This is a genomic window from Microbacterium sp. F2E (assembly GCF_020905435.1).
Taxonomy (GTDB): domain Bacteria; phylum Actinomycetota; class Actinomycetes; order Actinomycetales; family Microbacteriaceae; genus Microbacterium; species Microbacterium lacticum.
On sequence record NZ_JAJJIB010000007.1, the window covers coordinates 1 to 17921 of the forward strand.

Annotated in this window: 15 protein-coding genes; 8 read left to right on the top strand and 7 right to left on the bottom strand. The window is 71.6% G+C overall.

Going from position 1 to position 17921, the window contains the following annotated elements; translation table 11 throughout:
- Positions 1-202: 202 nt before the first annotated feature.
- From LOK55_RS06975 to LOK55_RS06985, 3 genes are all read right to left on the bottom strand, one after another.
- On the bottom strand, positions 203-1195 hold the full coding sequence (locus tag LOK55_RS06975) for a hypothetical protein (RefSeq protein ID WP_229934802.1): 993 nt from the start codon (positions 1193-1195) through the stop codon (positions 203-205).
- Between the two features lie 218 nt (positions 1196-1413).
- Entirely contained in the window at positions 1414-2940 is a 1527-nt protein-coding gene (locus LOK55_RS06980; protein WP_308066646.1) for a HAMP domain-containing sensor histidine kinase, read from the bottom strand.
- Positions 2937-3671: a response regulator transcription factor gene (locus tag LOK55_RS06985; protein WP_229934803.1), complete on the bottom strand. Its 735-nt coding sequence runs from the start codon at positions 3669-3671 to the stop codon at positions 2937-2939. Before LOK55_RS06985 ends, LOK55_RS06980 begins: the two co-directional genes overlap by 4 nt.
- Positions 3672-3884: 213 nt before the next feature.
- On the opposite strand from LOK55_RS06985, the gene LOK55_RS06990 reads away from it, so the two are divergent.
- From LOK55_RS06990 to LOK55_RS07000, 3 genes are read left to right on the top strand one after another with little or no spacing between them, the layout of a single operon-like run.
- The gene (locus tag LOK55_RS06990; protein WP_229934804.1) at positions 3885-5384 is read left to right on the top strand and encodes an ABC transporter permease; all 1500 of its coding nucleotides are present in this window, start codon (positions 3885-3887) and stop codon (positions 5382-5384) included.
- A gap of 52 nt (positions 5385-5436) precedes the next feature.
- Positions 5437-6162 carry an ABC transporter ATP-binding protein gene (locus LOK55_RS06995; RefSeq protein ID WP_229934805.1) on the top strand — a complete coding sequence of 242 codons (726 nt, stop codon included), beginning with the start codon at positions 5437-5439 and terminating at the stop codon, positions 6160-6162.
- A 53-nt stretch (positions 6163-6215) separates the two neighbouring features.
- Entirely contained in the window at positions 6216-7229 is a 1014-nt protein-coding gene (locus LOK55_RS07000) for a magnesium and cobalt transport protein CorA (RefSeq protein WP_229934806.1), read from the top strand.
- A 121-nt stretch (positions 7230-7350) separates the two neighbouring features.
- Here LOK55_RS07000 and gndA read toward each other — a convergent pair whose 3' ends face one another.
- A complete protein-coding gene (gndA, locus tag LOK55_RS07005; RefSeq protein ID WP_374107630.1) occupies positions 7351-8853 on the bottom strand; it encodes an NADP-dependent phosphogluconate dehydrogenase in 1503 nt (500 codons plus the stop codon).
- A gap of 214 nt (positions 8854-9067) precedes the next feature.
- On the opposite strand from gndA, the gene LOK55_RS07010 reads away from it, so the two are divergent.
- Positions 9068-9556, top strand: coding sequence for a gluconokinase (locus tag LOK55_RS07010; RefSeq protein WP_076690327.1), 489 nt, complete (start codon positions 9068-9070; stop codon positions 9554-9556).
- Here LOK55_RS07010 and LOK55_RS14065 read toward each other — a convergent pair.
- On the bottom strand, positions 9541-9663 hold the full coding sequence (locus LOK55_RS14065; RefSeq protein ID WP_268252388.1) for a hypothetical protein: 123 nt from the start codon (positions 9661-9663) through the stop codon (positions 9541-9543). The genes LOK55_RS07010 and LOK55_RS14065 overlap by 16 nt on opposite strands.
- Positions 9664-9878: 215 nt before the next feature.
- On the opposite strand from LOK55_RS14065, the gene LOK55_RS07015 reads away from it, so the two are divergent.
- Positions 9879-10499, top strand: coding sequence for a 50S ribosomal protein L25/general stress protein Ctc (locus LOK55_RS07015; RefSeq protein ID WP_229934807.1), 621 nt, complete (start codon positions 9879-9881; stop codon positions 10497-10499).
- A 95-nt stretch (positions 10500-10594) separates the two neighbouring features.
- Entirely contained in the window at positions 10595-11179 is a 585-nt protein-coding gene (gene pth / locus LOK55_RS07020; protein ID WP_229934808.1) for an aminoacyl-tRNA hydrolase, read from the top strand.
- Between the two features lie 29 nt (positions 11180-11208).
- Here the strand turns inward: pth and LOK55_RS07025 are convergent, their stop codons facing one another.
- The gene (locus LOK55_RS07025; protein WP_229934809.1) at positions 11209-11742 is read right to left on the bottom strand and encodes a hypothetical protein; all 534 of its coding nucleotides are present in this window, start codon (positions 11740-11742) and stop codon (positions 11209-11211) included.
- Positions 11743-11900: 158 nt separating this feature from the next.
- On the opposite strand from LOK55_RS07025, the gene mfd reads away from it, so the two are divergent.
- A complete protein-coding gene (gene mfd, locus LOK55_RS07030) occupies positions 11901-15542 on the top strand; it encodes a transcription-repair coupling factor (RefSeq protein ID WP_374107628.1) in 3642 nt (1213 codons plus the stop codon).
- A 50-nt stretch (positions 15543-15592) separates the two neighbouring features.
- Here mfd and LOK55_RS07035 read toward each other — a convergent pair whose 3' ends face one another.
- Positions 15593-17029 carry a basic amino acid/polyamine antiporter gene (locus LOK55_RS07035; RefSeq protein ID WP_229934810.1) on the bottom strand — a complete coding sequence of 479 codons (1437 nt, stop codon included), beginning with the start codon at positions 17027-17029 and terminating at the stop codon, positions 15593-15595.
- A 162-nt stretch (positions 17030-17191) separates the two neighbouring features.
- On the opposite strand from LOK55_RS07035, the gene LOK55_RS07040 reads away from it, so the two are divergent.
- On the top strand, positions 17192-17791 hold the full coding sequence (locus LOK55_RS07040; protein WP_229934811.1) for a gamma carbonic anhydrase family protein: 600 nt from the start codon (positions 17192-17194) through the stop codon (positions 17789-17791).
- Positions 17792-17921: the final 130 nt, after the last annotated feature.

Sequence of the window (17921 nt, forward strand, 5' to 3'; positions counted from 1 at the left end):
ACTCGTCCGTGTAGTTCTTCCTAGCCATCCCTTGAATTCTCGCTTCCCCAGCAACGTGCTGGAATCAGCGTGCCCAAGATCAGGGGTCAAGCGCCAGGTGGTCGTTTGCGCCACTTGTTTGCGCGCTGGGTGGAATAAGTGTCGCGATCGACGGCTTCGGGCGGGGTGAGGTGGTCGTTTGCGCCACCTGTCTCGCGAGGCCTCAACCGGGCCAGCCGTGGCGCCGCAGCGCGTCGGCGATGATCTGCGGGGCACGGGGCCGCGGCCCGCGGACCTGTGTGCTCACGAGTCTGATCACCTCATACCCGAGCCGGACGTATGCCGCGTGCTTCTGCAGGTCGCGGAGCCACTGCCGTCGGCTGACCCGGTGATGGTCGCCCTCGATCTCCACGAGCGTCCGGTACCCCGGGTGGGCCGCGTCGGCGATGCCGACGAGCGCGCCGTCGGGCGTCCGGATCTCGACGTCGAGGTCGGGCTCCGGGAGTCCGGCGTCCTGGCACGTCAGCCGGAAGTCCGTCTCGACGGCCGATCCACTTCCGACGCGGATGTCGCTCAGGGCGGCCAGCAGACGCCCACGATGGCGTCTTCCACGCGCCATCGCCGCGGACCGCAGCTGCTCGATCGTGGCGTGCTGCGCGTCCGGCATCGGTCGTCCCCGCTCGTTGCGCGGGATGCGCACGATCGCATCGCCCAGGATCACCAGCTCGCGATGCGTCAACTCTCCGCCGAGCATCGCCCAGATCGACGCCGGGCTCGCGACGCGCACGCCGTCGATCTCACGCGTGCTCACCAGCTGCGGGGCGATCTTCGTTCCACGGATACCACGGCCACGCGGAGCGCGCTGCGGCGCGACCACGCCGACGCAGAGTTCCTCCGCGGCGGGGCACGGCAGCATCAGGAGCGCGGCGGCCGACCGCCCCGCAACGAAGGCGTGCGCCGGCGCTACCTGGAAGTACGCCTGCGCGTCGGACAGGACTCGGGCGTGCTCGGCTCGATCCGCCGCGAGGGGGTCCGCGTCATGGGCCGATTCGGATGCCGGCGGCGCAGGAGCCGGCATCCGCCTGCGCACCCCGTGGTAGGGACGCTCGAGGTCGTGCGCGCGGAGCCGGCTGGTGGTGTGGCCCTGTGCGAGCGCGTCGGCGACGGTGAAACTCGCTCCGAGGCGGGCGCTGAGCGGTCGAGGTGTGATCGGCATCCTGCGAGGATGACGCCTGCGGCGCGCCTGTGGGGCTCGATCTCCCCGCTCTGTGGATGACCCGCAGACATCGCGGCCTGGGGAGAGGGCGGCGGCGCGCGCCGCCGCACTCCAGAAAAGGGGGCGCGATCTGCGGGCTCACCGAGGTTCAGGTGGTCGATTGCGCCACCGAAACCCCGACCGAGCGCGAGACCCCGCCCGAGCGCGAAAACCCCGACTCAGGATGTCGGGGTCTCGGGCCGTGCCGGCAGGCGCACCTCGAACACCGTCGCGCCGGGCTCGCTGTCGACGGTGATGGCGCCGTGGTGGGCCGTCACGATCGCCTTCGCGATCGACAGACCGAGCCCGGTGCCACCGGTCTGACGCGCCCGGGAGGTGTCGGCGCGCGCGAAGCGCTCGAACAGCTCGTCGGCGATGGCGGGGTCGATGCCCGGCCCGTTGTCGGCGATCCGCACGACGGCCTCGCCGTCGGCGACCTCGACGCTCGCGATGATGCGGGTGCCCGCGGGCGTGTGCACTCGCGCATTCGTCAGCAGGTTCGCGACGACCTGGTGCAGCCGCACCGCGTCGCCCGCGACGACAACGGGCTCCTCCCCGGCATCCAGCTCCCACTCGTGCTCGGGGCCGGCGGCCTGCGCGTCCGCGACGGCGTCGACGACGACGCGGGTGAGATCCACGGCGCCGTAGACGAGCTCCTTGCCCTCGTCCAGGCGTGCCAGCAGCAGCAGATCATGCACGAGCGTCGTCATCCGAAGGGATGCCGCTTGGATGCGCTCCAGTCCCTGCTGCGACTGGTCCGCGGTCGCTGCGAGCTGCGCCGTCGTCGCGCGGTCGCCGGCGTCGCGCGACAGCTTCAGCGAGCGCAGCGACAGCTCCGAGTAGCCGCGGATCGCGGCGAGCGGCGTGCGGAGCTCGTGACTCGCGTCGGCGACGAACGCCCGCATCCGCTCCTCGTTGCGCTGGCGGGCGGCGAGGGAGGTGTCGACGTGATCGAGCAGCGTGTTCAGCGCCGCGCCGACCCGGCCGATCTCGTCGGAGGCGTCGGCTTCGGAGGCCGGCACCCGCTCGGTGATGGTGACATCGCCCGAGTCGAGACGCTGCGCGGCGACCCGCGCCGCCGTGTCGGCGACCGAGCGCAGCGGCTTCAGGGACTGTCGGATGACCAGGGCGAGGAGCGCGGCGAGCACCAGCAGGCCGCCGACGGTCAACAGGGCCACGGTCGTGAGGATCTGCGCGACCGTCGAGGTCAGTTCCGAGGTCGGCATGCCGACGAGGTAGAACACCCCGCCCGCCGTGCCCTGGAACTTGACGCGATACTCTCCGACGTCCGCGACCGGCAGTGTTCCCCAGCCCTGCTCGTCGACGCCTTGCGGCATGAGGGCGGAGATCTCGCTCTGCGTCAGCTCCACGACGTTGCCGTCGTGGTCGACGTACGCGCCGGAGAGCCCGCTGAAGGTCTGGAGCACGAGCAGGGTGCCGTTCTCCTGGCGGCCCGCGCTCAGCACGTCCACCGCCGTGCTGCCGGGCTGGATCATGCGCTGGACGATGTTGGAGGCCTCCGACACCTGCGCGTTCAGGTTCTCGGCCATGATCGAGCGCAGGATGGTCCCCGTCGCGAACCCGACCCCCACGAGGATCAGCGCGACGAAGGAGACGACCGTGACGATGAGGCGGGTCTGCAGGCTCCAGCGATGCCGGGCGCGCGGGGCGTCCCGCGCGTCGGTCACGGCCGGGGCGGTGCTCACTGCGGCGCTTTGATCATGTAGCCGACGCCGCGCACCGTGTGGATGATCGGCTCACGGCCGGCGTCGATCTTCTTGCGCAGGTACGAGATGTAGAGCTCCACGACCGAGGAGCGCCCGCCGAAGTCGTAGTTCCAGACGCGGTCGAGGATCTGCGCTTTCGATACGACGCGGCGCTGGTTGCGCATGAGAAAGCGCAGCAGCTCGAACTCCGTCGCCGTCAGCTCGATCTCGGTGCCCGAGCGCTCGACTTCGTGCGAGTCCTCGTTGAGGGTCAGGTCGCCCACCCGCAGGATCGGGTCGGCGCCCTCCGCCATCGCCGTCCCGGCGCGGCGCATGAGCCCCCGCAGTCGCGCCACGACCTCCTCGAGGCTGAACGGCTTCGTGACGTAGTCGTCGCCGCCGGCGGTGAGTCCGGCGACGCGGTCCGCCACGGCATCCTTCGCGGTGAGGAAGAGCACCGGCACATCGTTGCCCGCGTGGCGCAGCCGTTGCAGGACGGACATGCCGTCGAGGTCGGGCATCATGATGTCGAGCACCATCGCGTCGGGGTCGAACTCGCGCGCCTGGGCCAGGGCGTCGAACCCTGAGCCGGCGCTGCGGACCTCCCACCCCTCCATGCGCAGGGCCATCGACAGCAGGTCGGTGAGCATCTGCTCGTCGTCGACGACGAGCACGCGCAGCGGCGAGCCGTCGGAGCGGTGAAGGGCGGCAGTGGGGGCGGGAGCGGTCATGTCCTCCATTCTCATGACGTCTCTGTGGAATGGCTATGGCTACGGCTATGGGAAACCTATGGATCAGGCGAGGATGCCGCCCCGCACCCGGCACGCGAGGCGGGCGCAGGCCATAGGTTCCGCATAACCGCGACCGAGGATCCGCATCACGAGCGTTCCTACCGTCGATGCGTCGGCGCCCTCTCGATCAGTCGGGGCGCCAGAAGGAGACCCATGTACTGGACGTACCTGCGCCGCGAGCTGTCGGGGCGCAAGAAGCAGACCGCGATCGTGGCGATCGGACTCGCCATCGCCATCGCGCTCGTCATCATCGTCAACTCGCTGTCCGCCGGCATCCGCGATGCCCAGGCGCAGGCGCTCGAATCCGTCTACGGCGTCGGCACCGACCTCACCGTCACCGGCGCCCAGACCGAGCCGGGCGCCGACGGCGGCGGACGGCCGCAGTTCGACTTCGACGAGGACGGGGGCAGCACGTCCGACGACGGCACGACGACCCTCAGTCAGTCGCGACTGACGACCGACTTCCGGCGCGGCACGCTCGACGCCTCGACGCTCGACACGGTAAGCGCGATCGACGGCGTCGCGGCGGCATCCGGCGCCCTCAGCCTCACCAACACGACCTTCTCCGGCGAACTGCCGCAGGCGCCCAGCGAGAGCGGGACCACCGACGGCCAGACCGGGGGAGAGGCCCCGCAGGAGGGCCAGGGCGGACCCGGCGGCGGCTTCGGCGGCGGATCGTTCGGCGTCGACTCGTTCACGGTGCTGGGCATCGACCCCGACGCCGACGCCGTCGGACCGATGTCGGCCGTCACCGTCAGTGACGGCCGCGCGCTCGAGGCCTCCGACGCCGGAGCCGACGTCGCCGTGCTCGACGCCACGTACGCGACGAGCGCCGGCCTCGCCGTCGGCGACACCATGGACATCGGCGGGACGAGCTTCGAGGTCGTCGGCATCGTGACCTCGGCCTCGTCGAGCGCCGACACCGCCTCGAACGTCTACATCCCGCTGGACGTTGCGCAGACCCTCTCCGGCGCCGGCGACGTGCTGTCGACGGTGTACGTGCAGGCCGCCTCCAGCGACGACATCTCCGCGGTGCAGACGGCGCTGCAGGATGCCCTGCCCGACGCGACCGTCAGCTCACAGTCCGACCTCGCCTCGACGGTCTCCGGCTCCCTCTCCAGCGCGAGCTCACTCATCACAAGCCTCGGCAGGTGGCTGTCGATCATCGTGCTCGCTGTGGCGGTCGCCCTCGCGGTGCTGTTCACGATCTCGGGCATCTCCCGGCGCACGCGGGAGCTCGGCACCCTCAAGGCGATCGGTTGGTCGAACTCGCGCGTCGTCGGACAGGTGGCCGGGGAGTCCGTCGTCCAGGCCCTCATCGGCGGTGCGGCCGGGGTCGTGCTGGGGCTTGTGGGTGTGCTCGTGATCAACCTCGTCTCCCCGACGATCTCATCGGCCCCGGCGACGACGGCCGGACAGGGCGGCCCGGGCGGCGCAGGCGGCACGGGCAACGGCGGCGGGATGGGCGGCGGGGGCTTCGGCGCCCAGTTCACCCAGACCGCGACCGACATCGTGCTGCACGCGCCGCTGTCGCTGTGGATCGTCGTGGCGGCCCTGCTGCTCGCCGTCGCGGGCGGCCTCGTCGCCGGCTCGTTCGGCGGCTGGCGCGCCGCGAAGCTCAGCCCCGCCGAAGCCCTGCGAGCGGTCGCGTGAGCGCGGCATCCCCCTTCCGCCCCGTGCGCACACCCCGACCGAGGAGACAGAGATGACCATGATCGACCAGACCGTGACGGATGCCGCGGCCACCCCCACCGTGCCGGCCTATCGGCTCGCCGGGGTCACGAAGACCTACCAGCAGAAGGGACGCGTCGTGCAGGCACTGAAGGGGGTGGACGTCGAGATCGCCGCCGGAGATTTCGTCACGATCCAGGGCCCCACCGGCGGCGGCAAGTCGACGCTGCTGCAGCTGCTGGGGGCGCTGGACACCCCAACCGCCGGACACGTCATGATCGGGGAGACCGACCTCGCCACGGCGTCCGCGAAGGATCTCGAGCACGTGCGGGCGCAAGAGGTGGGGTTTGTGTTCCAGGCATTCAACCTCATCCCCACCCTGACGGCGGCCGAGAACGTGTCGATGGGCCTGGAGCCGCTGGGCCTTGCTCCCGCGGAGCGGGCCGAGCGCGTCGCCGACGCCCTCGCACGCGTCGACCTGTCCGACCGCGGCGATCACCGTCCCGGTGAGCTCTCCGGGGGACAGCAACAGCGCGTCGCGATCGCCCGGGCCATCGCGAAGCGGCCCCGGGTGCTGCTGGCGGACGAGCCCACCGGCAACCTCGACGAGTACATGCGCGACGAGATCCTCGCGGTGCTCGAGCACCTGAACGCCGAGGGTCTCACCCTCGTCGTGGTGACCCACGACTCCGCGGTCGCCCGTCGCGCGCGGCGCCGGCTGCGGCTGGACAAGGGGACGATCAAGGACATCACCCGCTGACGCGGGCCGGTTCCTCACCGTGCCGACGTGCGGCTGGGCCTAGGGTGTGACTCATGGCCCAGCCGCACTGCGTCGTCTACCGCGACGGGACTGCCCACCCCACCGACGCCCCGCTGGACGCGGCGCTCGGCGATGCCCGACGAGACGGCGGGATGCTGTGGGTCGCCCTGACCGCGCCGAGTCCCGACGAGGTCCGGGAGGTCGCCGCGACGCTGGGCCTGGAGCGCCTGGGCGTCGCCACGGCGCTGCGCACCCACCAGCGCTCGAAGCTCGACCGCATCGGCGAGCACCTGTTCGTCGTGGCGCAGCCGGCGCTGTACGACGACGCGGCCGAGACGGTACAGTGCCGCGAGGTGGACGTGTTCGTCGGCCCCGACTTCTTCGTCGCCATCTCCCCGGACGGCGAGGTCGATCTGGAGCGGATGCGGCGGCTGCTCGACGAGCATCCCGAGATCGCCCAGCGCGGCCCGATGGGCGTGCTGTGGGGCATGTTCGAGTTCGTGACCCGCGGATACCGCGATGTGCTCGACGGCATCGAGCACGACATCGACGAGATCGAGAAGGAGCTCTTCGACGAGGGCACCGGTGTCTCGCGCCGCATCTTCGCGCTGCAGCGGGAGGTCATCGATCTGCAGCACGCGACGTCGCCGCTGGCCGACATGATGGACCGGCTGCAGCGGGTCGTCGGCGCGGGCTCACCCGACGCCGAGGCGCCCGGCTTCCGCGAGATCGCCGACCGGGCCCGCTACATCGATGCGCGCGTCGGTGCCTTCCGTCACACGCTCGATGACGCACTGACGATCCACGCGACGATCATCGACCAGCGCCGCAACGATCAGATGAGCGAGATGACGCGCACGAGCATCCAGCAGAACGACCAGGTCAAGAAGATCTCCTCCTGGGCGGCGATCGGCTTCGCGCCGACGCTCGTCGCGGGAATCTACGGCATGAACTTCCGCATCATGCCGGAGCTCGACTGGACGTTCGGCTACCCGTTCGCGCTCGGACTCATGGTCGCCGTCAGCGCCGGCCTGTACCTCGTCTTCAAGCGCAACGACTGGCTGTAGCCGCGCCGAGGGCGCCGGAGTCGCCATTGGCGCCGAGCGGCCCCCTTTCGTCGAGCGGGCCGGTTGCGTACCGTCCGCAACCGGCCCGCTCGCACGCAAACGGCGCTTTCGGCGAGACCCGTCAGTGGGTGTCTTCGGCCTCGACCTCGGTACGGTCGCCCGACCACAGGGTGTGGAAGGTGCCCGGCTTGTCGATGCGCTGGTAGGTGTGCGCGCCGAAGAAGTCGCGCTGACCCTGGATGAGCGCGGCAGGCAGGCGCTCGGCGCGCAGGCCGTCGTAGTACGCCAGCGACGACGAGAACGCGGGGGCGGGGATGCCGGAGGCCGCCGCCAGGGCGACGATGCTCCGCCACGAATCCTGTGCGCGGGTGAGCGCATCGACGAAGTACGGCGCGGTCAGCAGCACGGGAAGGTCCGGCGTGGCGGCGTACGCGTCGGCGATGCGGTTGAGGAACTGCGCGCGGATGATGCAGCCGCCGCGCCAGATCTTCGACACCGCCCCGAGGTCGATGTTCCAGCCGTATTGGGCGGCGCCGGCGCGGATCTCGTCGAAGCCCTGCGAGTAGGCGACGATCTTCGAGGCGTAGAGGGCGAGGCGCACCTGCTCGACGAACGCGTCGGCGTCGTCGACGGTGAAGGCGTCCTCGGCGGGGCCGGGAAGGCCGCCGGAGACCGCGCGCTGCTCGCGGCGGCTCGACAGCGACCGGGCGAACGTCGCCTCGGCGATGCCGGAGACCGGGACGCCGAGGTCGAGGGCGGTCTGCACCGTCCAGGCGCCGGTGCCCTTCGCGCCGGCCGAGTCGAGGATGACGTCGACGAGGGGCTTGCCAGTCTCGGCATCCACCTGGCGGAGCACCTCGGCGGTGATCTCGATGAGGTACGACTCGAGCTCGCCGGTGTTCCAGTCGGCGAAGATGTCGGCGATCTCGGCGGGGGTCTTGCCGGTGCCGCGGCGGATGAGGTCGTACGCCTCCGCGATGAGCTGCATGTCGGCGTACTCGATGCCGTTGTGCACCATCTTCACGAAGTGACCGGCGCCGTCGTGGCCGACGTGCGTGACGCACGGCTCGCCGTCGGGGGCGACGGCCGCGATCGACCGGAGGATCGGGCCGAGGGTGACCCACGCCTCGTCGGGGCCGCCCGGCATGAGCGAGGGGCCGTGCAGGGCACCCTCCTCGCCGCCCGAGACGCCCATGCCGACGAAGTTGAATCCGCGCTCGCGCACGGCCTTCTCGCGGCGGATCGTGTCGGTGAACAGCGAATTTCCGCCGTCGATGATGATGTCGCCGGGCTCGAAGACCTCCATCAGCGACTCGATGACGGCGTCGGTCGGGGCGCCGGCCTTCACCATGATGATCGCGGTGCGCGGCTTCTGCAGGCTCGCCGCGAACTCCTCGTAGCTGAAAGCCGGGACGAAACCCGCCTCAGGGTGCTCGGCGACCAGCTCGTCGGTCTTGGAGCGGCTGCGGTTGAACACCGCGACGGTGTTGCCCTCACGGCTGGCGAGGTTGCGTGCGAGGTTCGAGCCCATGACGGCCAGGCCGACGACTCCGATGTTGGCGGTGGGCTCACCGGCGGAGGCGGGCGCGGCGGTGCTCGCGGTGTCGGGTGTCTCGCGGGGCACGTCCTCGGGGGCGGGTGCCCCCTCGTGACGGGTGGTCGCCTCGTGCGGGGCTTGATCCTGATCGTGCGAGATCTTGGTCTCGGCCTGGTCGCCGCTGGGGGAAGAGTCGTTCGAAGACACACGCGCTCCTGTTGTCGGTCGGTGTCTCCAGCGTAGTCCCGTGCGGCAGGCGCGCCCCGCCGTGTGACGTCGCGCGGCGTGACACGATGGCGGCATGCGCATCGTCGTCATGGGCCCCAGCGGATCGGGCAAGTCGCTCGTCGGCGCCGCGGTGGCGGCGGCGCTGCGCGCGGAGTTCATCGACGGCGACGACCTGCATCCGCGGGCCAACATCGCCAAGATGTCTGCCGGTGTCGCGCTGACCGACGCCGACCGTGCCCCGTGGCTGGATGCCGTGGCCGCCGCGCTGCACCGTCCCCGCATCGTCGTCGCCTGCTCGGCGCTGCGCCGCGCCTACCGCGACCGCATCCGCTCGCTCGCGCCGGGCACGGTGTTCGTGGAACTGGTGGTGCCGCCGGCGCAGCTGCGCACGCGCGTGTCGCGGCGCGACCACTTCATGCCGGCGACCCTGATCGACTCGCAACTGGCCACGCTCGAGCCGCTCGCGAGCGACGAGGCGGGCTTCCGGGTCGCGAACGATGCCGACCTGCCGGCGGTCGTCGCGCGGATCACCGCGCTGGTGACGGGTCAGTCCTTGCGGTAGCCGGAGCGGCCCATCGACCAGAGGGCGCCGATGACGCCGACGGTGGCGCCCACCGTCATGAGTCCGACCAGCCACAGGAGTGCGTGCGACATCCAGCCGTAGTCCATGGGTACTCCTCGCGAGTGGGGAAGGGGTCGTCCTCATCGTACCGGGGTCACTGGTAGACTCGTGCCGTACTTCGGCGAGGGATGCCGCCCGCGAGGGCGCCGGCATCCGTGATCGACGCGGTGAGGCCTTGCGGGGCGTTCCTCACGCGCGTGCGTTCGAGTCGAGACCCAGACCCCAGATCAGGGCGGATCAGCCGCCCGCAAGGAGAATCATCATGTCGACCGAGACCGACACCAAGGTCATCGCCGAGGTCCGCGAGAACTTCGGCAAGGGATACGCCCGTCGCCTGCGCGCGGCCGGCCAGATCCCCGCCGTCATCTACGGCCACGGCACCGAGCCGGTGCACGTGTCGCTGCCGGGCCACCAGGTCTCGCTGCTCATCCGTCGCGCCAACGCGGTGCTCGAGCTCGAGGTCGCCGGCAAGCAGCAGCTGACCCTCGTCAAGGACGTGCAGAAGGACCCGGTGCACCAGATCATCGAGCACATCGACCTGCTCGTGGTGAAGAAGGGCGAGAAGATCCAGGTCGACGTGCCCGTCGTCGTCCTGGGCGAGCCCTTCGCCGGCACGATCGCGAACCTCGACAACGCGACCGTCACGCTCGAGGTCGAGGCCACCCACATCCCCGAGACCATCGAGGTCGACGTCGAGGGCCTGGAGGACGGCACGCACATCACCGCCGCCGACCTGACCCTCCCCAAGGGTGCGGCGCTCGTGACCGAGCCCGAGACGCTCGTCGTCGCGATCTCGGTGCCCGCCGCGACCATCGCCGAGTCGGACGAGATCGAGGCCGCCGACGAGGCTGCCGCCGAAGAGCAGTCCGAGGCCGCCGAGTAATCGGGAACGCAACGTCCGGAGCCCGCCGCCACCGATACTGGTGGGGCGGGCTCCGTCGTTCCCGTGTGCACCGCGAGTCGTGGGAGAGGACGCAGATGGCTGAGACCTGGCTGGTCGTGGGGCTCGGGAACCCGGGTCCCCGCTACGAGAACACGCGCCACAATGTCGGCCAGATGGTCATCGCGGAACTCGCCGCCCGCCGCAGCGAGACCCTGCGGGCGCACAAGGCGAACGCCCGGGTCGCCGAGACCTGGCTGCAGCCGGGCGCGGCCAAGCTCGTGCTGGCGACGCCGAACTCGTTCATGAACACGTCGGGCGGACCGGTGTCGCAGCTCGCGCGGTTCTACGACGTCCCGGCGGAGCGCGTCGTGCTCGTGCACGACGAGCTCGACATCCCCTTCGACTCCCTCAAGCTGAAGGTCGGCGGCGGACACGGCGGGCACAACGGCATCCGCGACGTCGCCAAGGCGCTCGGGACGGCCGACTTCCCCCGGGTGCGCGTCGGGATCGGCCGGCCGCCGGGCCGGCAGGATCCGGCGGACTGGGTGCTCGACCCGTTCTCCTCCGCCGAGCGCACGCAGCTGCCGCTCGTGCTGGACGAGGCGGCGGATGCCGTGGAGCAGCTCATCGGCGAGGGCCTGCTCGCCGCGCAGCAGCGGCATCACGCGCCGCGCGCGTAGCTGCGGCCCCGGTCAGCCCGATGCGCTGGTCAGCCCGACGCGCCGGCGGCGACGCCGAGGGTCACGGCGATCCCGACGGCGACGCCGTACGCGATCGGACCGAGGGCCGCGATCACGACGGCGGCGATGCCCTGCCCCCGGCCGCGGCGGGTGGCGATCGCGACGATGCCCTGGATGAGGGCCCAGATGCCCAGGACGGTCCCGGCCCAGAACCCGATCTCGGCCCACAGCACGAGTGTGCGCACGGGGCTCAGCAGCGCCAGCAGCGGCGTTTCGCTGAGGTTCTCCAGGCCCTCGGGCGAGATCCCGATGGCGTGGCGCATGGCGCGCTGGGCGGCGGTGAAGCCGGTGAGCGCGCTCAGCAGCGTCGCCCCGACGACGGCGAGGAGCGCGATGCCCAGTGCGCTCGCGCCGAGCGTCGCCCGCCCGGCCGCGGGCGGCTCCGCCGACGGGTACGGCGCACCGTATCCGACGGGCGCCGCGTACACGGGCGGAGCACCGGGGGCCGGCTGCACGTATCCCCACTGCGGCGGGGCCGGGGTCGGGGGCGGGTTCTCGGTCACGACCTCATCCTAGGGTCGGCCTCGCGCGGCCCACGGTCGGCTTCGCCTGGCCCACGGTCGGCCTCGCGGCGCCGGGGGTCGGCCAGCGCGGCGCCCGGGGCAGCGCGGCGGACCCCGGCGGCGGCCGTCGTGTCGGCCACGCGCCGTACACTCGTCCGGTGACAGTTTCCGGGATCGTGCGCGCCCTCTTGCAGGACGACGGCGAGGCGAGCGGGGTCCGCACCGCCGTCGACGCCGCCCTCGTCGACACCGACTTCTCGATGGTCACCGGCCTCGACGCGCCGATGCTGGCCGCGCTCCTCGAGCGTCGCCGGGCGAGCGGCGCTCCGGCGGCGCTGCTGGCGATCGCCCCCACCGGCCGCCGCGCCGAAGGGCTCGGTGCGGCGCTGCAGAGTCTCGTGCCCGACGCGCAGGTGCTGCATTTCCCCGCGTGGGAGACGCTGCCGCATGAGCGGCTGAGCCCGTCGACCGAGACCGTCGGCCGGCGGCTGGCCGTCCTGCGCGCCGCCGCGGCCTGGGAGGCGGCGGGCGGCACGACGCCGCTGATCATCACGGCATCCGTCCGGGGCGCGCTGCAGCCACTTGCCGCGGGTCTCACCGACGCGGGCGTGGTCGAGCTCGCCGTGGGCGCGCGCGGCGCCGGACTGGACACCGTCGTGCGTCGTCTCGTCGACCTCGCCTACCATCGCGTCGACATGGTGTCCCGCCGCGGCGAGTTCGCGGTGCGCGGCGGTATCCTCGATGTCTTCCCCCCGGTGGCCGACCACCCGTATCGCGTCGAGTTCTTCGGCGACGAGGTGGACCAGATCCGCGCGTTCTCGGTCGCCGACCAGCGTTCGCTGCCCGGAGAGGTCACCGCCGTCACCCTGCTGCCCAGCCGCGAACTGCTGCTGACGCCGCCGGTGCGCGCTCGCGCGGCGGACCTGCAGGACCGGTTCCCGGGGCTGCGCACCATGCTCGAGAAGATGAGCGAGGGCATCCCCGTCGAGGGCATGGAATCGCTCCTGCCGGCGGTCGCCGACGCCGTGGTCCCGCTCGTGGACTACCTGCCTCGCGGCACCGCGGCATCCCTCGTCGACCCCGAACGCGCCGTCGGGCGCGCCATGACGCTGGGCGAGACGAACCGGGAGTTCCTCGAGGCGGCGTGGAGCGCCGCCGTCGCCGGCGCCGACACCCCGGTCGACCTCGGCGCGGGCGACTTCCTCACCCTCCCCGAACTGCGGGCCGCGACCGCCGAGCGGGGCGGCGTGTGGTGGACCTTCAGCGGCTTCGACTCCGGCGCCGCCGCGGCGGAGGCGGACCTGCGACAGGCGGCGGACGCGGGTGCCTCCCCCCAGGTCCCGGATGCCGCGGCCGGGGTCGTGCGCGTCGCCGCGAACCCGGTGCCGTCCTTCCAGGGCAACGTGGAGGGGGCGACAGCGCACGTCGGCGACCTGGTGGCGGGCGGCTGGCGGGTCGTGATCGCGGCATCCGGCACCGGCCTCGTAGACCGCGCCCGCGACGTCCTCGCCGACCGCGGCATCGCCGCCCGCACCGCCGACGGCCTCGACGAGGCGCCCGAGCCCGGGGTCGCCGTCGCCGTGCTCGGGCAGCTCGAGAGCGGCTTCGAGCTGCCCGAGACGAAGCTCGCCGTGCTCACCGAAGCGGAGTTCTACGGCCGCACCATCGGCGCCGACGGCCGGGTCGTGAAGAAGCTCGCGTCGCGTCGGCGCAACGTCGTCGATCCGCTGCAGCTGAAGGCCGGCGACGTCGTCGTGCACTCCACGCACGGCATCGGCCGGTTCGTCGAACTCGTCCAGCGCGAGGTCTCCTCGGGCGGGCGCAACGCGGTCAAGACGACGCGCGAATACCTCGTGCTCGAGTACGCGCCGTCCAAGCGCGGGCATCCCGGCGACAAGCTGTTCGTGCCGACCGACCAGCTCGATCTGCTCAGCAAGTACGTCGGCGGCGACGCGCCGACGCTGTCGAAGATGGGCGGCAGCGACTGGGCCGCCGCGAAGGGCAAGGCGCGCAAGGCCGTGCGCGACATCGCCGTCGAGCTCGTCAAGCTGTACTCCGCGCGGATGTCGGCGAAGGGGTACGCGTTCGGCCCCGACACCCCCTGGCAGCGCGAGCTCGAAGAGGCGTTCCCCTTCGCCGAGACCCCCGACCAGCTGCAGACGATCGACGAGATCAAGGCCGACATGGAGCGGCCCATCCCGATGGATCGCCTACTGTCGGGCGACGTCGGGTTCGGCAAGACCGAGGTCGCCGTCCGCGCTGCGTTCAAGGCGATCCAGGACGGCAAGCAGGTCGCGATGCTCGTGCCGACGACGCTCCTCGTGAAGCAGCACCTCGAGACGTTCACAGAGCGCTTCGCCGGGTTCCCGGTGAAGGTGCGCGCGCTCTCGCGCTTCCAGACCGACAAGGAGGCGCGGGACACCCTCGCCGGCCTCACCGACGGCACCGTCGACATGGTCATCGGCACGCACCGCATCCTCACCGAGAAGGTGATCTTCAAAGACGTCGGGCTCCTCATCATCGACGAGGAGCAGCGCTTCGGTGTCGAGCACAAGGATGCCTTGAAGAAGCTCAAGACCAACGTCGACATCCTCGCGATGAGCGCGACCCCCATCCCGCGGACGCTCGAGATGGCGGTCACGGGCATCCGTGAGATGTCGTCGCTGCAGACGCCACCCGAAGACCGGCATCCGATCCTCTCCTACGTCGGCGCGCGCAGCGACAAGCAGATCGCCGCGGCGATCCGCCGCGAGCTGCTGCGCGAGGGGCAGGTGTTCTACGTGCACAACCGGGTGCAGTCGATCCAGCGGGTCGCGGCGCATCTCGCCGAGCTCGTGCCGGAGGCGCGCATCGCCGTCGCCCACGGGCAGATGGGCGAGCACGCGCTCGAGGAGGTCGTCGACGGGTTCTGGGAGCGCAAGTACGACGTGCTCGTCTCGACGACGATCGTCGAGACCGGGCTCGACATCTCGAACGCCAACACGATCATCATCGACCGCGCCGACAAGTACGGTCTCAGCCAGCTGCACCAGCTGCGCGGACGCGTCGGGCGCGGGCGTGAGCGCGCGTACGCCTACTTCCTCTACGACGACCTGAAGCCGCTGTCGGAGGCCGCCGCCGACCGACTCGAGACGATCGCGGTCAACAACGACCTCGGATCGGGCATGCAGGTGGCGCTGAAGGACCTCGAGATCCGCGGCGCCGGCAACCTGCTCGGCGCCGAGCAGGCCGGCCACATCGCCGGCGTCGGGTTCGACCTGTACCTCCGGATGATCGGCGAGGCGGTCGCGACGTTCCGCGGCGACGAGGTCGACGGACCCGCCGAGCTTCGCCTCGAGCTCCCGGTCGACGCGCGCCTGCCCGAGACCTACATCGACAGCGAGCGCCTGCGGCTCGAGGCCTACCAGAAGCTCTCCGCCGCGGCATCCCTCACCGCTGCGCCCGACGCGATCGACCTCGTACGCGAGGAGCTCGAAGACCGGTACGGTCAGGCGCCGGCCGAGGTCGACGGGCTGTTCCGCATCGCGCGGCTCCGCCGCCGCGCCGCGCAGTCGGAGCTCACCGACGTCGTGGCGATGGGGCCGAACCTGCGCGTGGCGCCCGCGCCCGCGGCGGACTCCCTGCGCGTGCGCCTGCAGCGGCTCTACCCCAAGTCGAAGGTGCTCGCGGGCGGCGAGGCGATGGTCGTGCCGCTGCCCGCCGCCGACGGCGCGCCGCTCGCCGACGCCGACCTGATCGCCTGGGTCGAGCAGCTGCTCGACCAGCTCTTCCCCCTGCCCGAACCCGCCGCCGAGGCCTGATCCACCGAGGCCTGATCCGCCGCGGCGGCCCCAGTCAGACGATCAGACGGTCAGACGGTCAGCGCGCCGGTCGCGATCATCGTCACGGCGGCGACGGCGCCGGTCAGTGCGGCGGCGAAGACGAGCCACTCCCAGGCCGCGAAGACTCGGCGCCGGGCGGCGCGCCGAGCGATGACGAACAAGGCCGTTCCCGGCACGAGGATCAGCATCGCCAGCAGCACGTACTCGCCGCCGGCCGCGTACAGCAGGAAGGCCGTGTACCCGGTCGCGAGCAGCGCGACGACGGTGTCGGCGATCCGCCGGGCCCGGCGCTGCGTGGCATCCGCTCTGTCGGCCAGCGCGACCCGCAGTCCGTACGCCGCGGTGAGGAAGTAGGGGATGAGGGCGAGCGCGCTCGTGAGGTTCAGCGCGACGTCGAACGCGTTGTTCGCGACCAGCACGACGAGCAGCAGCACCTGCACGAGCATGGTCGACATCGTGAGCGCGCCCACCGGCACGTCTTTGTCGTTCGTGCGGGCGAACGCGGGCGGCAGGTCGCCGTCGCGCGCCGCGACGAGGAGCACCTCGGCGGCCATCAGCGTCCACGACAGGTAGGCGCCGAGCACCGCGACGATGAGCGCGACGCCGATGAAGCCCGCGCCCCACGGGCCCACGACTTCGGCGAGCACGCCCGCCATCGACGGCTGCTGCAGCCGGGCGATCTCGTCGCGCGGCAGCACACCGAACGAGACGATCGTCACCGACAGGAAGATCGCGAGCACGCTGAGAAAGCCCCAGACGGTCGCGCGGCCGACGTCACGGCGGCGCCGCGCGTGACGCGAGAACGAACTCGCCCCCTCGACGCCGATAAAAGCGAACACGGTGAGCAGGAGCGTGCCGCGCACCTGTTCGAACAGCGGGATGCCTCCGTCGGCGGTGAGGTTCGCGGCGAAGACTGCCGGGTCGAACGCGAACACGCACAGGGCGATGAACACGACGATCGGCAGTACCTTCGCGACGCTGACGATGCGGTTGACCGCCGCCGCCTCGCGCGTGCCGCGGCGCACGAGCACGAAGAAGACCCAAAGCCCGGCGGAGGAGAGCGCCACCGCGAGCGGAGTGCTGCCGTCGCCGAGCGCGGGCACGACGGCGCCGATGGTCGACATGATGAACACCCAGTAGAAGACGTTGCCGGCGCACGCGCTCGCCCAGTATCCGAGTGCGGAGAGGAATCCGAGGTAGCGTCCGAATCCGGCACGCGCGTAGGAGTACACGCCGGCGTCGAGGTCGGGGCGGCGCTGCGCGAGGTGATGGAACACGAGCGCCAGCATCATGGTGCCGGTCCCCGCGAGAAGCCATGCCAGCGCGGACCCCGTGACGCCCGTCTGCTCGGCGAACGTGCCGGGCAGGGAGAACACGCCTGCGCCGACCATCGATCCGACGACGAGTGTCGACAGCGTGAAGGTCGACACCGTCGTACGGGTGGGGGAGTCGCGCGTGGGGGCCATGTGCCTATCGGGTGGAGGTCTCGGGTCGCCGGAGCCGAAGAATCCACTGTAGCCGCGTGCGTGCGCGCTGGGATGCCCGGGTCACGGCCTGCTCGACGCCGCGGGCGCCATGGCCATACGCTGGCGGATACCGGAGCGCTGCCCGAGACGGAGGAGGAACGGATGCGATTCGAGCACCTCGGGGCCGAGCCCCGCATCCACCCCGGCGCCGTCGTGGCGCCGACGGCCGTGATCTCCGGCGACGTGACGATCGGCGACGGATGCCAGGTGCTGCACGGCGCCGTCCTCACCGCCGAGGGCTCGCCCATCGTGATCGGCGAGCACGTCATCGTGATGGAGAACGCCCTCATCCGCGCGAGCGCCGTCCACCCTGTGCGCATCGGATCGCACGTGCTGGTCGGGCCCATGGCATCCATCTCGGGCGCGACGATCGACGACGACGTCTACCTCGCGACGGGCAGCCGCGTCGTCAACGGCGCTCGGATCGGTGTGGGGAGCCTCGTGCGCATGGGCGCCGTCGTGCACCTGAAGACGACGCTGCCGCAGGGAACCGTCGTGCCGCTCGGCTGGGTCGCGATCGGCGATCCGATGCAGCTGCTCCCCGCCGCCGAGGCCGAGGCGATCTCAGCGGCGCGCGAGGAGCTCGACTTCCCCGGGTTCGTGTTCGGTCTGGAGCGCTCGGCGCCCGACTACATGGCGCAGCTCACCGAGCGCTACGGCGCCGCCCTCGCCCGGCACGCCGGCGACCGCCGTCTCGACTGACGCGCGCCGCGGGCGCCGCTTCTGACGCCCGGCTTGAGCGCCGCTGGCCGCATCACGGGCGCAGGAGAAATCACCGAGGCAGGATGCCACGGGGCCGATTCGTCCTGCCTCCGTGAGATCTCCTGCGTCG

Excerpts from the sequence above, each read along its gene's own strand:
- pth (WP_229934808.1), top strand. The coding sequence starts at position 10,595 with ATGGCTGAGACCTGGCTGGTCGTGGGGCTCGGGAACCCGGGTCCCCGC.
- LOK55_RS07010 (WP_076690327.1), top strand. The coding sequence starts at position 9,068 with ATGCGCATCGTCGTCATGGGCCCCAGCGGATCGGGCAAGTCGCTCGTC.
- LOK55_RS06985 (WP_229934803.1), bottom strand. The coding sequence starts at position 3,671 with ATGACCGCTCCCGCCCCCACTGCCGCCCTTCACCGCTCCGACGGCTCG.
- LOK55_RS14065 (WP_268252388.1), bottom strand. The coding sequence starts at position 9,663 with ATGGACTACGGCTGGATGTCGCACGCACTCCTGTGGCTGGTCGGACTC.
- LOK55_RS07035 (WP_229934810.1), bottom strand. The coding sequence starts at position 17,029 with ATGGCCCCCACGCGCGACTCCCCCACCCGTACGACGGTGTCGACCTTC.
- LOK55_RS06975 (WP_229934802.1), bottom strand. The coding sequence starts at position 1,195 with ATGCCGATCACACCTCGACCGCTCAGCGCCCGCCTCGGAGCGAGTTTC.
- LOK55_RS06990 (WP_229934804.1), top strand. The coding sequence starts at position 3,885 with ATGTACTGGACGTACCTGCGCCGCGAGCTGTCGGGGCGCAAGAAGCAG.
- LOK55_RS07040 (WP_229934811.1), top strand. The coding sequence starts at position 17,192 with ATGCGATTCGAGCACCTCGGGGCCGAGCCCCGCATCCACCCCGGCGCC.
- LOK55_RS06995 (WP_229934805.1), top strand. The coding sequence starts at position 5,437 with ATGACCATGATCGACCAGACCGTGACGGATGCCGCGGCCACCCCCACC.
- LOK55_RS07015 (WP_229934807.1), top strand. The coding sequence starts at position 9,879 with ATGTCGACCGAGACCGACACCAAGGTCATCGCCGAGGTCCGCGAGAAC.
- LOK55_RS07000 (WP_229934806.1), top strand. The coding sequence starts at position 6,216 with ATGGCCCAGCCGCACTGCGTCGTCTACCGCGACGGGACTGCCCACCCC.